The following is a 14,444-nucleotide window of genomic DNA, read 5'->3' on the forward strand; positions in this document are numbered from 1 at the left end:
GGCTCGCGCGGGCCGCGTTGACGCGGGTGCTGGAGCCGGGGGACGAGCGTGCGGGGGCCTGGCTGCGGCAGGCGGGGCCCGTGGAGCTGCTACGTGCGCTCCGCGTGGCGGACGGCTCCGCGGAGAGGCTGCCGGGGATGACCGCCGTACGGCTGGAGGGGTACCGGCTCCGGGCGGCGGCGGCGGCCGAGCCGGCGCGGGACCTTGCGGCGGTGGTCGCCCTGGGCGGCCGCCTCGTCTGCCCGGGTGACCGGGAGTGGCCGAGCCAACTCGACGACCTGGGGGACGCGCGGCCCGTCGGGCTCTGGGTGCGGGGCCGGCCGGACCTGCGGCTCTGGGCCCTGCGCTCGGTCGCGGTGGTCGGTGCGCGGGCCTGCACGCCGTACGGGGCGCACATGGCGGCGACCCTCGGCGCCGGGCTCGCGGAGCGCGGCTGGGTGGTGGTGTCGGGCGCCGCGTTCGGCGTGGACGGGGCGGCGCACCGCGGCGTCCTGGCCGTGGGTGGCGCGACGGCGGCGGTGCTGGCCTGCGGTGTCGACGTCCCCTATCCGCGGGGGCACACGGAGTTGATTGGTCGGATGGCTCAACAGGGCCTTCTGGTAGCGGAGTTGCCGCCGGGTGCGCATCCCACCCGCAGCAGGTTCGTCCTGCGCAACCGCGTGATCGCCGCCCTGACCAGGGGAACGGTCGTGGTGGAGGCCGAATACCGCAGCGGTTCCCTCGTCACCGCCCGTCAGGCCCAGCGACTCGGCCGGTTCGTGATGGGGGTGCCGGGACCCGCCACCAGCGGACTGTCGGCCGGTGTCCACGAACTGCTCCGCAGTGAGGGGGTGCTGGTCACCGACGCGTCCGAAGTCGCCGAACTGATCGGGGAGATCGGCGACCTCGCACCGGACCGGCGCGGCCCGGTGCTGCCCCGGGACCGGCTGGACCCGGTGGCGGCGAGGGTCCTCGACGCCCTCCCGTACCACGGGCCGGCCAGCCCCCGTGACCTGGCGCGCGGCGCCGGCATGTCCGCGGACGAAACGCTCGCGCGACTGTACGAACTGCACTCACTGGGGTTCGTCGAACGGGAAGGCGACGGCTGGCGGTTGACGCGTCCGTCACCTTGCGACGGCGACGCGCGGCGAGGCGGTTCTTGACCTGGAGCATTCGGGTGAAAAGGTAAGGCCGATGACCTCGCACGATCGATCGGTGACCTGCCGGGGGCCCTCGCCCACGGCGACGGCCCCGGCTTCCGGCAGGCGCGGGCGGCGTGAACGGCAGAACGCAATCACGCAGCCCGGATCTCCGCTCCTGTGCGGACCGCGACGCCGCAGTCACGCTACGCTCACAAGGATTCCGCCCCAGACAGAAGTCCCCCAGCACTTCACGGCAGAACGGCTCAAGGCACCACATGCCCCAGCACACCTCCGGGTCTGACCGGGCGGCAGTACCACCGGTTGCGCGTGGCACTGTGCGTCCTCCCGCCCCCTCCTCGCTCGACGAGCTGTGGCGTTCGTACAAGACCACCGGCGATGAGCGGCTGCGTGAGCAGCTGATCCTGCACTACTCGCCGCTCGTCAAGTACGTCGCGGGCCGGGTGAGTGTGGGGCTGCCGTCCAACGTCGAGCAGGCGGACTTCGTCTCCTCCGGAGTCTTCGGACTGATCGACGCCATCGAGAAGTTCGACATCGAGCGGGCCATCAAGTTCGAGACGTACGCGATCACCCGGATCCGCGGCGCGATGATCGACGAACTGCGGGCGCTCGACTGGATCCCCCGCTCGGTGCGGCAGAAGGCGCGGAACGTGGAGCGCGCCTACGCCACGCTGGAGGCGCAGTTGCGGCGCACCCCGTCCGAGTCCGAGGTCGCCTCCGAGATGGGCATCGCTCTGGAGGAACTGCACGCGGTTTTCAGCCAGTTGTCCCTGGCCAATGTGGTCGCCCTTGAGGAGCTGCTGCACGTCGGCGGCGAGGGCGGCGACCGGCTCAGCCTGATGGACACCCTGGAGGACACCGCCGCCGACAATCCGGTGGAGGTCGCCGAGGGCCGCGAACTCAGACGGCTGCTCGCGCGCGCCATCAACACGCTCCCTGACCGGGAGAAGACGGTGGTGACCCTCTACTACTACGAGGGCCTGACCCTCGCGGAGATCGGCAACGTCCTCGGCGTCACCGAGAGTCGGGTCAGTCAGATCCACACCAAATCCGTGCTCCAGCTCCGGGCCAAGCTGGCCGACGCCGGACGCTGAAAGCCCTCTTCCAGCCACCTGGGCCGAGGCTGATCCCTTCCCTCCGGCCACCCGGACCAACGCTCTGCCCTTCCCTCCGGCATCTGCCGCCGTAGAGTGGATACGTGCCCAGGATTCGAGCGGCCTCCGTGGCCGAGCACCGGACCATGCAGCGCGGCGCCCTCCTGGACGCCGCGCGATCCCTGCTGTCCGAGGGTGGTACGGAGGCGCTGACCTTCCCCGCACTCGCCGAGCGCACGGGCCTCGCCCGGTCCTCCGTGTACGAGTACTTCCGCTCCCGTGCCGCCGTCGTCGAGGAGCTCTGCGCCGTAGACTTCCCCGTCTGGGCGGCCGAGGTCGAGAACGCGATGCAGCGCGCCGAGACTCCCGAGGCGAAGATCGAGGCGTATGTGCGCCGACAGCTCGACCTTGTAGGGGACCGCCGTCACCGGGCGGTCGTCGCGATCTCCGCGAGTGAACTGGACGCCGGTGCGCGGGAGAAGATCCGGGCCGCGCACGGCGGCCTGATCGCCATGATCGTCGAAGCGCTGGGCGACCTCGGTCACGCGCAGCCGAGGCTCGCCGCGATGCTCCTGCAGGGGTCGGTGGACGCCGCCGTGCGCCGTATCGAGCTGAGCGTGGCGGAGGAGCCCGGCGTCATCGCGGACACCGCCGTCGCGATGATCCTGCGCGGCGTACGCGGCTGAGCGCGGCGTCCCCCGCCGCTCCACCCGGTTCCGGCACCCCGAACACCGGCAGCAGCCGTGAGGGCCCGCGCCGCAGGAGTGCGGGCGGCAGCAGCGAGAGCGGGTCGAGATAGGCGTCGCCCCGCCGCAGCCCCCAGTGCAGACAGCCCCCGGCGCAGTGGAACGGCCCCGCCTCCATTACTCCGACGGGCTGCCCCGCGACGACCTCGTCGTCCTTGTCCACCAGCGCCCGCACCGGCTCGTACGTCGTGCGCAGCGGGGGTGCCCCGCTCCCGGCCAGCTCGATGACCAGCACCCCGCGCCCGGCCACCCGTCCCGCGAACGAGACCCGGCCGGTGGCGGCGGCCACCACCGCGTCGCCCGGCCGGGCCGCCAGATCGACGCCGCGGTGGCCGGGTCCGTACGGAGTGGCGGGGGGCTCCCACCCCCGTAACACCGATGGCCGGCCGGCCAGCGGCCAGACCGGCCCACCGTCCAGCGCCGCGAACGTCCCGTCGCCCGCACCCGCACCCGCGTCCTCGTCCGGCCCGGCCGCCGGCGGGGACGCCTCTGTATCCGGCGGCGCCTCTCCGGTCCGGACGGCGGGCAGGAACCGGGTACCGGCCGAGGCCACCGGCAGCGCCGCCGTCAGCAGGGCCACGACCAGCAGGAACATCGGCACGCGGCACCGGTGCGGGCCGGGCGTACGGAGTGGTGAGAGCAGGAATCGCATGGATCGACGCTCTCCTGGAATCCCGCATTCCGGGGATCATGGACCGCTCCTGTGGACTACTCGCCGGTTGTGGATATCGCCGTCACCCGGCACCCGGCGGGTCCCGTACACTTCTTGTGGCGATCCGGGTCACCGGGTCGACTTCGCACGCCCCGCCACCTCCCTCTTCCGAGATGGTGGCCGCGCCCCTCGGTCCCTTGTGGCACGGCGCGTCGGGGCGTCAGGCGCGAGCGCAAACCTGCGGTCGCGATAACCGAGCACCTCAAGGAGTACGGCCATGGCCGTCGTCACGATGCGGGAGCTGCTGGAAAGCGGCGTCCACTTCGGTCACCAGACCCGTCGCTGGAACCCGAAGATGAAGCGCTTCATCTTCACCGAGCGCAACGGCATCTACATCATCGACCTGCTCCAGTCGCTGTCGTACATCGACCGCGCCTACGAGTTCGTCAAGGAGACCGTCGCCCACGGCGGCTCCATCATGTTCGTGGGTACGAAGAAGCAGGCCCAGGAGGCCATCGCCGAGCAGGCGACGCGCGTCGGCATGCCGTACGTCAACCAGCGTTGGCTCGGCGGCATGCTCACCAACTTCTCCACCGTCTACAAGCGCCTTCAGCGTCTGAAGGAGCTCGAGCTCATCGACTTCGAGGACGTGGCCGCCTCCGGCCTCACCAAGAAGGAGCTCCTGGTCCTCTCGCGTGAGAAGGCCAAGCTGGAGAAGACCCTCGGTGGTATCCGCGAGATGCAGAAGGTGCCCAGCGCCGTCTGGATCGTCGACACCAAGAAGGAGCACATCGCCGTCGGTGAGGCGCGCAAGCTCCACATCCCGGTCGTCGCGATCCTCGACACCAACTGCGACCCCGACGAGGTCGACTACAAGATCCCGGGCAACGACGACGCGATCCGTTCCGTCACCCTGCTCACCCGCGTGATCGCCGACGCCGTCGCCGAGGGCCTCATCGCCCGCTCCGGTGCCGCCACCGGTGACTCGAAGCCGGGCGAGAAGGCCGCCGGCGAGCCGCTGGCCGAGTGGGAGCGCGACCTGCTCGAGGGCGACAAGAAGGACGAGACCGAGGCTGCCGCCGAGGTCCAGTCCTCCGCCGAGACCGAGAAGGTCGCCGACGCCGAGAAGCCGGCCGAGGCCGTCGCCGAGGCCGAGGCCGCTGCCGAGGCTCCGGCCGCCGACGCGGACGCCGAGCAGGCCTGACACCCGTCACGGCTGCTGACGGCGGGGGACGGCGCCATAAGCGCGGCCCCCGCCGTTCACCCGTAGATCTTTCCGACTTCGAGAGAGACATAAAGACTCATGGCGAACTACACCGCCGCTGACGTCAAGAAGCTCCGCGAGCTCACCGGCGCCGGCATGATGGACTGCAAGAAGGCGCTCGACGAGGCCGACGGCAGCGTCGACAAGGCCGTCGAGGCCCTCCGTATCAAGGGCCAGAAGGGTGTCGCCAAGCGCGAGGGCCGCTCCGCCGAGAACGGTGCCGTCGTCTCCCTCATCTCCGAGGACAAGACGTCCGGCGTCCTCCTTGAGCTGAAGTGCGAGACGGACTTCGTCGCCAAGGGTGACAAGTTCCAGGCCGTCGCCAACGCGCTGGCCGCGCACGTCGCCGCCACCTCCCCGGCCGACATCGCCGCGCTCCTCGCCTCCGAGATCGAGCCCGGCAAGACCGTCCAGGCGTACGTGGACGAGGCCAACGCCAACCTCGGCGAGAAGATCGTCCTGGACCGCTTCGCGCAGTTCACCGGCGACTTCGTCTCCGTGTACATGCACCGCACCATGCCCGACCTGCCCCCGCAGATCGGTGTCCTGGTCGAGCTGGACAAGGCCGACGCCGACCTGGCCAAGGGCATCGCCCAGCACATCGCCGCCTTCGCCCCGAAGTACCTCTCCCGCGAGGACGTCCCGGCCGAGGTCGTCGAGGCGGAGCGCCGCGTCGCCGAGGAGACCACGCGCGCCGAGGGCAAGCCCGAGGCAGCCCTCCCGAAGATCGTCGAGGGTCGCGTCAACGGCTTCTTCAAGGAGGCCACGCTTCTCGGCCAGCCGTACGCGCTGGACGCCAAGAAGTCCGTCCAGAAGGTCCTGGACGAGGCCGGTGTCACCCTGAAGCGCTTCTCGCGCATCAAGGTCGGCATCTGAGTCCGTCCGGGCGAACAGCGCCGGACCCGATAGGGTCTGGTGCAGTCGACGGCCGCACCCACGCCGGACGACCGCAGATCTGACGAGGAGGCCATTGCCGCTGTAGGGACACCAGACCCACCGGCAATGGCCTTCTTCGTATGTGCACGAGGAGAATTTCCATGGATAAGGGCGCGGACGCCATTCAGGCCGACGACAAGCGTGACGACAAGTTTTCAGGGCGCTTCATGCTGAAGCTCTCCGGCGAGGCCTTCGCCGGTGGCGGCGGTCTCGGCGTCGACCCCGACGTCGTGCACACCATCGCCCGCGAGATCGCCGCCGTCGTACGCGATGGCGCGGAGATCGCGGTGGTCATCGGGGGAGGCAACTTCTTCCGCGGTGCCGAGCTCCAGCAGCGCGGCATGGACCGGGCCCGGTCCGACTACATGGGCATGCTCGGCACCGTCATGAACTGCCTGGCGCTCCAGGACTTCCTGGAGAAGGAGGGCATCGACTCGCGCGTCCAGACCGCCATCACCATGGGCCAGGTCGCCGAGCCGTACATCCCCCTCCGCGCCGTACGGCACCTGGAGAAGGGGCGCGTCGTCATCTTCGGCGCCGGCATGGGCATGCCGTACTTCTCCACCGACACCACCGCCGCCCAGCGCGCTCTGGAGATCGACGCCGAGGCGCTGCTCATGGGGAAGAACGGCGTGGACGGGGTCTACGACTCCGACCCGAAGGCCAACCCCGACGCGGTGAAGTTCGACGCGCTGGAGTACGGCGAGGTGATCACGCGCGACCTGAAGGTCGCCGACGCCACCGCCATCACGCTCTGCCGTGACAACAAGCTCCCGATCCTCGTCTTCGAGCTGACCGCCGAAGGCAATATCGCCCGCGCGGTCAAGGGTGAGAAGATCGGCACGCTCGTCAGCGACGAGAGCACCCGGGGCTGACGGCCCCCAGGACGCCTGCCGGTCGGACACCGTGCAGGTGAGGACGCGACGCAGGACCTCGCAGGGCCCGTCGGTGACAGGCCCGCTCAAGACACGCAGGAGCACGTGGTGATCGAAGAAATCCTCCTCGAGGCCGAGGAGAAGATGGAGAAGGCCGTCGTCGTCGCGAAGGAGGACTTCGCCGCGATCCGTACCGGCCGTGCGCACCCGGCGATGTTCAACAAGATCGTCGCCGACTACTACGGCGCGCTGACCCCGATCAACCAGCTGGCCTCGTTCTCGGTTCCCGAGCCGCGGATGGCCGTCGTGACGCCGTTCGACAAGACCGCGCTGCGCAACATCGAGCAGGCGATCCGCGACTCCGACCTCGGCGTCAACCCGAGCAACGACGGCAATATCATCCGGGTGACCTTCCCCGAGCTCACCCAGGACCGCCGCAAGGAGTACATCAAGGTCGCCAAGACCAAGGCCGAGGACTCCAAGATCTCGATCCGCTCCATCCGTCGCAAGGCCAAGGAAGCGCTCGACAAGCTCGTCAAGGACAAGGAGTCCGGCGAGGACGAGGTGCGCCGCGCCGAGAAGGAGCTCGACGACACCACCGCGAAGTACGTCGCGCAGGTGGACGAGCTGCTCAAGCACAAGGAAGCCGAGCTGCTCGAAGTCTGATGAACGACTCTTCCTGGGGTGCACCGCAGGGAGCCGGTTACCGGGGTGCCCCCGAGATGGGAGTCGCTCCGGCGGGTCCCGCCTACGATGTGCATGAAGCCCAGCAGACTCGGCCCATGCCCAACGTGCCGGACGATCCCGACGCAGGTAGAGACGCACAGAGCCGCGCCAACCGGGATGGGGACGCCGCGCACGTCGGCGGCCCCCTGTTCCGTGACGAGATGCCGCAGGAGCCCATGCCCACCCCGCTGCCGTCCCCGCCGCAGAAGAAGCGTGCGGGGCGTGATCTGCGCGCCGCCATAGGGGTCGGCGTGGGGCTCGGCGCCGTCATCGTCGCCTCGTTGTTCATCGTGAAGGCCGTCTTCGTCGGCGTGATCGCCCTCGCCGTCGTCGTCGGCCTGTGGGAGCTCACCTCCCGCCTCCAGGAGCAGAGGGGCATCAAGGCGCCCCTGATCCCGCTGGCCGTCGGCGGGGCCGCGATGGTCGTCGCCGGCTACGCGCGCGGCGCGGAGGGCGCCTGGGTCGCCATGGCGCTGACCGCCCTGGCGGTGCTGGTCTGGCGGATGACCGAGCCGCCCGAGGGGTACCTCAAGGACGTCACGGCGGGCGTCTTCGCCGCGTTCTACGTCCCCTTCCTGGCCACCTTCGTCGCCATGATGCTGACGGTGGACGACGGGCACTGGCGGGTCCTCGTCTTCCTCGTCCTCACGGTCGTCAGCGACACCGGGGCGTACGCGGTCGGCTGGCGCTTCGGCACCCACAAGCTCGCCCCGCGCATCAGCCCCGGCAAGACCCGCGAGGGCCTGCTCGGCGCCGTGTCCTTCGCGATGGTCGCGGGGGCGCTGTGCATGGAGTTCCTGATCGACGGCGGCGCCTGGTGGCAGGGTCTGCTGCTCGGTCTCGCGGTCGCCGTCAGTGCCACCCTCGGTGACCTGGGCGAATCCATGATCAAGCGGGACCTCGGGATCAAGGACATGGGAACTCTGCTCCCCGGCCACGGCGGCATCATGGACCGGCTGGACTCGCTGCTGCCGACCGCGCCGGTGTTCTGGCTGCTGCTGGTGTTGTTCGTCGGCTCCGGCTGAGCGTCCTCATCAGGCCGCGCACCACGTCCCACCTGCACGTTCTACGAGTGAGGGTCCGTCGTCCACAGGGCGGCGGCCCTCACTCGTCTGTCTGCGACACTGGATGAACCATGCCTAAGCCCGGAGAACTCACTTTCGTCGCGCCCCGCGGAGCCAAGAAGCCGCCGCGGCACCTGGCCGACCTCACGCCCGCCGAGCGCAAGGAAGCGGTCGCCGCGACCGGCGAGAAGCCCTTCCGCGCCCAGCAGCTCTCGCAGCACTACTTCGCGCGGTACGCGCACGACCCGGAGCAGTGGACCAACATCCCCGCCGGGTCCCGGGAGAAGCTCGCCGAGGCGCTGTTCCCCGACCTGATGTCCGTGGTCCGCCACATCAGCTGTGACGACGACACCACCCGTAAGACGCTCTGGAAGCTGCACGACGGGACGCTCGTCGAGTCCGTCCTGATGCGCTACCCCGAGCGCGTCACGATGTGCATCTCCTCCCAGGCCGGCTGCGGGATGAACTGCCCGTTCTGCGCCACCGGGCAGGCCGGGCTCGACCGCAACCTGTCGACCGCCGAGATCGTGCACCAGATCGTCGACGGCATGCGCGCCCTGCGCGACGGGGAGGTGCCCGGCGGTCCGGCCCGGCTCTCCAACATCGTCTTCATGGGCATGGGCGAGCCGCTCGCCAACTACAACCGTGTCGTCGGAGCGATCCGCCGGCTCACCGACCCCGAGCCGGACGGCCTCGGCCTCTCGCAGCGCGGGATCACCGTCTCCACGGTCGGGCTCGTCCCGGCGATGCTGCGTTTCTCCGACGAGGGCTTCAAGTGCCGCCTCGCCGTCTCGCTGCACGCCCCGGACGACGAGCTGCGCGACACCCTGGTCCCGGTCAACACCCGGTGGAACGTCCGTGAGGTGCTGGACGCCGCCTGGGAGTACGCGGAGAAGTCCGGCCGTCGGATCTCCATCGAGTACGCCCTCATCCGGGACATCAACGACCAGGCCTGGCGCGGCGACCTCCTCGGCCGGCTGCTCAAGGGCAAGCGGGTGCACGTCAACCTGATCCCGCTGAACCCGACGCCCGGCTCGAAGTGGACCGCCTCGCGGCCCGAGGACGAGAAGGCGTTCGTCGAGGCCATCGCGGCCCACGGCGTGCCGGTCACCGTCCGGGACACCCGCGGCCAGGAGATCGACGGGGCCTGCGGGCAGCTGGCGGCCTCCGAGCGCTGAGGCGCTGGTGACCTTGGCCGGCCCGGCCGAAAACGGCCGGTGTAGCCTGGGCCGAAATCAACTTCATATTCCGACAGGGGAGCGCCACAGCGCTGAGAGTGCGGCACCAAGGACAGGTTGGCCGCAGACCCTCTGAACCTCGCCCGGGTCATTCCGGGTAGGAAGTTCGGACCTTACTCAAGCTGTTGCGCCCTGCCCGCTTCCGGTACGACCCGGCGGCGGGTGGGGCCGCGTCTCTTCCTGGTCACCTCCAGGAGGAATCACATGAACACCACCAAGAAGTACGCCGCGACCGCGCTCGCCGCGGCCCTCGGCGTCACCGTCCTCGCGGGCTGCGGCGGCTCCGACGACACCTCGGCCGGGTCCGGCGCGTCGAAGGGCAGCGGCTCCAAGACCGTCACCCTGGTCACCCACGACTCCTTCAACGCCTCGGAAGACGTGCTGAAGCAGTTCACGAAGGAGAGCGGCTACACCGTCGAGCTCCTCAAGAGCGGCGACGCCGGTGCCGCCCTCAACCAGGAGATCCTGACCAAGGGCTCCCCGCGCGGCGACGTCTTCTTCGGTGTCGACAACACCCTGCTCTCCCGCGCCCTCGACAACGGCCTCTTCACCGCGTACGAGGCCAAGGGCCTGGACCGGGTCGCGGACGGCACCGAGCAGGACGGCGAGCACCGCGTCACGCCCGTCGACACCGGTGACATCTGCGTCAACTACGACAAGAAGTACTTCGCCGACAAGAAGCTCGCGCCGCCGCAGACCTTCGAGGACCTGCTGAAGCCCGCGTACAAGAACCTCCTCGTCACCGAGAACGCGGCGAACTCCTCGCCCGGCCTCGGCTTCCTCCTCGGCACCGTCGCCACCCAGGGCGAGGACGGCTACGAGGCGTACTGGAAGAAGCTCAAGGCCAACGGCGTCAAGGTCGTCGACGGCTGGGAGCAGGCCTACAACGAGGAGTTCTCGGGCTCCGCGGGCGGCAGGAAGGCCAAGGCGGACCGGCCGCTCGTCGTCAGCTACGCCTCCAGCCCGCCCGTCGAGGTCCTCTACGCCGACCCGCAGCCCAAGGAGGCCCCGACCGGCGTCTCCACCGGGACCTGCTTCCGGCAGACCGAGTACGCCGGGCTGCTGAAGGGCGCGAAGAACGAGGCGGGCGGCAAGGCGCTGCTGGACTTCCTGATCAGCAAGACGTTCCAGGAGGACGTGCCGCTGAACATGTTCGTGAACCCGGTCGTGACGGACGCGAAGCTGCCGGCGATCTTCACGGAGTTCGGCGAGAGCGTCGAGAAGCCGGCCACGGTGGCCCCGGAGAAGATCGCCGCCAACCGTGAGCAGTGGGTCCGGTCGTGGCACTCGCTCGTCGTGAAGTAGCCAGTACCGCCGGCGGAGGTGGGCGGCGTGGAGCCGCGGTGCGGCTCGGCCTGATGGCCGTGCCCGTCGCGTTCTTCGCCGTCTTCTTCGCCTATCCCGTCTCCGCGATCGTGGGACGCGGGCTGAAGACGGACGGTGTCTGGCAGTTCGGCCGGATCGGCGATGTGCTGTCCCGCCCGGACATCCTCGACGTCCTCTGGTTCACCACCTGGCAGGCGCTCGCCTCCACCGCGCTCACCCTGCTGATCGCCCTGCCCGGCGCGTACGTCTTCGCCCGCTTCGACTTCCCCGGGAAACAGGTGCTGCGGGCGGTCGTCACCGTGCCGTTCGTGCTGCCCACCGTCGTCGTCGGGACCGCGTTCCTGGCACTGCTGGGGCGCGGCGGCTTCCTCGACGAGCTGTGGGGCGTACGGCTGGACACCACGGTGTGGGCGATCCTGCTGGCCCACGTCTTCTTCAACTACGCGGTGGTCGTCCGGACGGTGGGCGGCCTCTGGGCGCAGCTCGACCCGCGCCAGGAGGAGGCCGCCCGGGTTCTCGGTGCCGGACGGTTCGCCGCCTGGCGCCGGGTGACGTTGCCCGCGCTCGGCCCGGCGGTGGCCGCCGCGGCGCTGATGGTCTTCCTCTTCACGTTCACCTCGTTCGGTGTCGTGCAGATCCTCGGCGGCCCCGCCTACTCCACCCTGGAGGTGGAGGTATACCGCCAGACCGCCCAGCTGCTCGACCTGCCGACGGCCGCCGTGCTGACCATGGTCCAGTTCGTGGCGGTCGGCGCGATCCTCGCCCTGCACGCCGTGACCGTACGCCGCCGGGAGCGGGCGCTGAAGCTCGTCGACCCCGCGCAGACCTCCCGTCGGCCGCACGGCGCCGGACAGCGGGCGCTGCTCGGCGGGGTGCTGCTCACCGCGCTGCTGCTGATCCTGCTGCCGCTCGGGGTGCTGGTGGAGCGGTCGTTCGACGGGCCGGGCGGTTACGGCCTCGGCTACTACGAGGCCCTCCAGTCGGCCGGAGGCAGTGGCTCCACCTTCCTCGTACCGCCGCTGGAGGCGGTCGGCAACTCCCTCCAGTACGCGTTCGTCGCCACCCTCATCGCCCTCGTCGTCGGCGGTCTGGCGGCGGCGGCCCTGACCCGGCGGGCGGGACGGCTCGTACGCGGCTTCGACGCGCTGCTGATGCTGCCGCTCGGGGTCTCCGCAGTGACCGTCGGCTTCGGCTTCCTCATCACCCTCGACAAGCCGCCGCTCGACCTGCGGACCTCCTGGATCCTGGTCCCGCTGGCCCAGGCGCTGGTGGGTGTCCCCTTCGTCGTACGGACCATGCTGCCCGTGCTCCGCGCGGTGGACGACCGGCTGCGCGAGGCGGCCGCAGTGCTCGGAGCCTCCCCGCTGCGGGCCTGGCGCGAGGTCGATCTGCCGCTGGTGCGGCGGGCGGTGCTGATCGCCGCGGGCTTCGCGTTCGCCGTCTCGCTCGGGGAGTTCGGCGCCACCGTCTTCATCGCCCGGCCCGACAACCCGACCCTGCCGGTCGCGGTCGCCCGGCTGCTGGGCCGGTCCGGGGAGCTCAACTACGGGCAGGCGATGGCCCTCAGCACGATCCTGATGCTGGTGTGCGCGGTCTCGCTGCTGCTTCTCGAACGCATCCGTACCGACCGATCCGGGGAGTTCTGAACGATGACAGGGGAGTTGCGCGCATGCTGAGCCTGCAAGCGGCCACCGTACGGTTCGGGAAGCGGACGGCCCTCGACGCGGTGGACCTGGAGGTCGCCGACCACCGGATCGTCTGCGTGCTCGGCCCCAGCGGCAGCGGGAAGTCCACCCTGCTCAGGGCCGTCGCCGGGCTCCAGCCCATGGACGGCGGCCGGGTGCTGCTGGCCGGGCAGGACCAGGCGGGCGTCCCGGTCCACCGGCGCGGACTCGGCCTGATGTTCCAGGACCACCAGCTCTTCCCGCACCGCGACGTCGGTGCCAACGTCGCCTTCGGACTGCGGATGCACGGCACCGGGCGCGCCGGAACGGAGCGCCGGGTCCGCGAACTCCTCGACCTGGTGGGTCTCCCCGGCGCCGAGCGCCGCGCGGTCGCCGCCCTCTCCGGTGGCGAGCAGCAGCGCGTCGCCCTGGCCCGCGCCCTCGCCCCGCGCCCCAAACTCCTCATGCTGGACGAACCCCTCGGCCAGCTCGACCGCAGCCTGCGCGAACGGCTCGTCATCGAACTGCGCACCTTGTTCCAGGAACTGGGTACGACGGTGCTCGCCGTCACCCACGACCAGGGCGAGGCGTTCGCACTCGCCGACCGGGTGGTGGTGATGCGGGACGGCCGGATCGCCCAGGAGGGCAGCCCGCTGGACGTCTGGCAGCGCCCCGCCTCCGCGTTCGTCGCCCGCTTCCTCGGCTTCGACAACGTGACCCCGGCGACGGTGACCGGCCAGGCCGCCGCGACCGCCTGGGGCAAGGTGCCGGTCCCCGAGGGCTCCCCCCAGGGCGAGGTCGACCTGCTGGTGCGACCTGCCGGGGTCCTGATCGGCGCCCCGGAGGACGGGCTGCGCTGCGCGGTCGGCGTACGCACGTTCCGCGGCAACCACGTGACCGTGCGGCTCACCCCCGAGAACGCGCCGGTGCTGGAGGCCGAGTGCGCCCTGCGGGACACCCCGGACGAGGGTGCGGTGGTGGGCGTCCGGTTCGACGCGGCTGAGACGGTGGTGCTGGCGTGTGGTTCGGGGCCGCCGCGCCGCTCGGGCTGATGGCGGACAGGGTGCGGCGCGAGGCCGGGACACGGCGGGCCGTCGCCCCGACGCACGGGCACGCTGGCGCCGGGGGCGGACGCGGAGGCGGTCCGGGGAGGGACCGGCGCGACAGGACAGGACGGGGGCGCCCGGGCAAGCTGGAGACGGACCCCGAATCCCCGGACCCGACCCCCGACCGCGACCACGAGACGAGGACCCGACCATGAACGGTGGCACCCGCCAGGGCATCGACCTCACCCGCGTGCTGAACGCCCCGCAGCGGCGGGTCTTCGCGGCCTGGACGTCACCGGAGGACTTCGCCGCCTGGTACGGCGGCGAGGCCGAGGTACCGCTGGACCGGGTGTCGATGGACGTACGGCCGGGCGGCGCATGGAGCCTGGTCATCGTGATGCCGGGTGTCGAGATGCCGTTCCACGGGGTCTACCGCGAGGTGAGCGAGCCCGACGGCCTGGTCCTCACGCTCAAGGACGGTTCCGCGCCGAAGGACGCGGAGGGTGAGATCATCACCGTGACCTTCACCGACCTCGGCCACGGAACCACCGAGCTCGCCTTCCAGCAGCGCGGCGGCAACCTCACACCGGAGCAGTACGCGGCGGCCGAGGACGGCTGGGAGGCCTTCTTCGACGCGCTGGCCGCCCGCCTGGCCACTCACCCCTGAGCCCCCG

General features: G+C 70.7%; 14 protein-coding genes and 1 riboswitch. Of the genes, 13 read left to right on the forward strand and 1 reads right to left on the reverse strand.

Going from position 1 to position 14,444, the window contains the following annotated elements:
• The first annotated feature begins 26 nt into the window (after positions 1-26).
• The 3 genes from dprA to AMK21_RS30085 all read left to right on the forward strand — a co-directional run bounded on the left by dprA (position 27) and on the right by AMK21_RS30085 (position 2,919).
• Positions 27-1,142 (forward strand): DNA-processing protein DprA, encoded by a 1,116-nt coding sequence (gene dprA / locus AMK21_RS30075; protein ID WP_107430013.1) that lies wholly within the window; start codon positions 27-29, stop codon positions 1,140-1,142.
• A 254-nt stretch (positions 1,143-1,396) separates the two neighbouring features.
• Complete coding sequence (gene whiG, locus AMK21_RS30080; protein WP_073882320.1) at positions 1,397-2,233, forward strand: RNA polymerase sigma factor WhiG; 837 nt, start codon at positions 1,397-1,399, stop codon at positions 2,231-2,233.
• A 128-nt stretch (positions 2,234-2,361) separates the two neighbouring features.
• On the forward strand, positions 2,362-2,919 hold the full coding sequence (locus AMK21_RS30085; protein WP_073882321.1) for a TetR/AcrR family transcriptional regulator: 558 nt from the start codon (positions 2,362-2,364) through the stop codon (positions 2,917-2,919).
• Here the strand turns inward: AMK21_RS30085 and AMK21_RS30090 are convergent.
• Positions 2,870-3,631, reverse strand: a complete 762-nt coding sequence (locus tag AMK21_RS30090; protein WP_073882322.1) for a murein hydrolase activator EnvC family protein — start codon at positions 3,629-3,631, stop codon at positions 2,870-2,872. The genes AMK21_RS30085 and AMK21_RS30090 overlap by 50 nt on opposite strands.
• A 277-nt stretch (positions 3,632-3,908) precedes the next feature.
• Between AMK21_RS30090 and rpsB the strand changes: the two genes are divergently transcribed.
• From rpsB to AMK21_RS30145, 10 genes are all read left to right on the forward strand, one after another.
• A complete protein-coding gene (gene rpsB / locus AMK21_RS30095) occupies positions 3,909-4,835 on the forward strand; it encodes a 30S ribosomal protein S2 (RefSeq protein WP_073882323.1) in 927 nt (308 codons plus the stop codon).
• 99 nt (positions 4,836-4,934) lie between these two features.
• On the forward strand, positions 4,935-5,771 hold the full coding sequence (gene tsf, locus AMK21_RS30100) for a translation elongation factor Ts (protein WP_030569540.1): 837 nt from the start codon (positions 4,935-4,937) through the stop codon (positions 5,769-5,771).
• Positions 5,772-5,932: 161 nt separating this feature from the next.
• A complete protein-coding gene (gene pyrH / locus AMK21_RS30105) occupies positions 5,933-6,706 on the forward strand; it encodes a UMP kinase (protein ID WP_073882324.1) in 774 nt (257 codons plus the stop codon).
• A gap of 108 nt (positions 6,707-6,814) precedes the next feature.
• Positions 6,815-7,372, forward strand: a complete 558-nt coding sequence (gene frr / locus AMK21_RS30110; protein ID WP_018509617.1) for a ribosome recycling factor — start codon at positions 6,815-6,817, stop codon at positions 7,370-7,372.
• The gene (locus tag AMK21_RS30115; RefSeq protein WP_073882325.1) at positions 7,372-8,457 is read left to right on the forward strand and encodes a phosphatidate cytidylyltransferase; all 1,086 of its coding nucleotides are present in this window, start codon (positions 7,372-7,374) and stop codon (positions 8,455-8,457) included. The genes frr and AMK21_RS30115 overlap by 1 nt, the downstream gene beginning before the upstream one ends.
• A gap of 110 nt (positions 8,458-8,567) precedes the next feature.
• A complete protein-coding gene (rlmN, locus tag AMK21_RS30120) occupies positions 8,568-9,674 on the forward strand; it encodes a 23S rRNA (adenine(2503)-C(2))-methyltransferase RlmN (protein WP_030569530.1) in 1,107 nt (368 codons plus the stop codon).
• A gap of 65 nt (positions 9,675-9,739) precedes the next feature.
• Positions 9,740-9,856: riboswitch (TPP riboswitch) on the forward strand.
• Positions 9,857-9,938: 82 nt separating this feature from the next.
• Positions 9,939-11,039: a thiamine ABC transporter substrate-binding protein gene (locus AMK21_RS30125; RefSeq protein WP_073882326.1), complete on the forward strand. Its 1,101-nt coding sequence runs from the start codon at positions 9,939-9,941 to the stop codon at positions 11,037-11,039.
• A 53-nt stretch (positions 11,040-11,092) separates the two neighbouring features.
• Entirely contained in the window at positions 11,093-12,706 is a 1,614-nt protein-coding gene (locus AMK21_RS30130; protein WP_073882398.1) for an ABC transporter permease, read from the forward strand.
• Positions 12,707-12,729: 23 nt separating this feature from the next.
• Positions 12,730-13,776 carry an ABC transporter ATP-binding protein gene (locus AMK21_RS30135; RefSeq protein WP_073882327.1) on the forward strand — a complete coding sequence of 349 codons (1,047 nt, stop codon included), beginning with the start codon at positions 12,730-12,732 and terminating at the stop codon, positions 13,774-13,776.
• A gap of 205 nt (positions 13,777-13,981) precedes the next feature.
• The gene (locus AMK21_RS30145) at positions 13,982-14,437 is read left to right on the forward strand and encodes an SRPBCC family protein (RefSeq protein ID WP_073882329.1); all 456 of its coding nucleotides are present in this window, start codon (positions 13,982-13,984) and stop codon (positions 14,435-14,437) included.
• Positions 14,438-14,444 lie beyond the last annotated feature (7 nt).

Source organism: Streptomyces sp. CB00316, assembly GCF_001905595.1.
GTDB lineage: Bacteria > Actinomycetota > Actinomycetes > Streptomycetales > Streptomycetaceae > Streptomyces.

What these genes read in the sequence shown, in the direction of transcription:
- rpsB (WP_073882323.1), top strand. Translation starts at nt 3,909, where the DNA reads ATGGCCGTCGTCACGATGCGGGAGCTGCTGGAAAGCGGCGTCCACTTC.
- AMK21_RS30115 (WP_073882325.1), top strand. Translation starts at nt 7,372, where the DNA reads ATGAACGACTCTTCCTGGGGTGCACCGCAGGGAGCCGGTTACCGGGGT.
- tsf (WP_030569540.1), top strand. Translation starts at nt 4,935, where the DNA reads ATGGCGAACTACACCGCCGCTGACGTCAAGAAGCTCCGCGAGCTCACC.
- AMK21_RS30130 (WP_073882398.1), top strand. Translation starts at nt 11,093, where the DNA reads ATGGCCGTGCCCGTCGCGTTCTTCGCCGTCTTCTTCGCCTATCCCGTC.
- pyrH (WP_073882324.1), top strand. Translation starts at nt 5,933, where the DNA reads ATGGATAAGGGCGCGGACGCCATTCAGGCCGACGACAAGCGTGACGAC.
- AMK21_RS30145 (WP_073882329.1), top strand. Translation starts at nt 13,982, where the DNA reads ATGAACGGTGGCACCCGCCAGGGCATCGACCTCACCCGCGTGCTGAAC.
- AMK21_RS30090 (WP_073882322.1), bottom strand. Translation starts at nt 3,631, where the DNA reads ATGCGATTCCTGCTCTCACCACTCCGTACGCCCGGCCCGCACCGGTGC.
- AMK21_RS30135 (WP_073882327.1), top strand. Translation starts at nt 12,730, where the DNA reads ATGCTGAGCCTGCAAGCGGCCACCGTACGGTTCGGGAAGCGGACGGCC.
- rlmN (WP_030569530.1), top strand. Translation starts at nt 8,568, where the DNA reads ATGCCTAAGCCCGGAGAACTCACTTTCGTCGCGCCCCGCGGAGCCAAG.
- AMK21_RS30125 (WP_073882326.1), top strand. Translation starts at nt 9,939, where the DNA reads ATGAACACCACCAAGAAGTACGCCGCGACCGCGCTCGCCGCGGCCCTC.
- whiG (WP_073882320.1), top strand. Translation starts at nt 1,397, where the DNA reads ATGCCCCAGCACACCTCCGGGTCTGACCGGGCGGCAGTACCACCGGTT.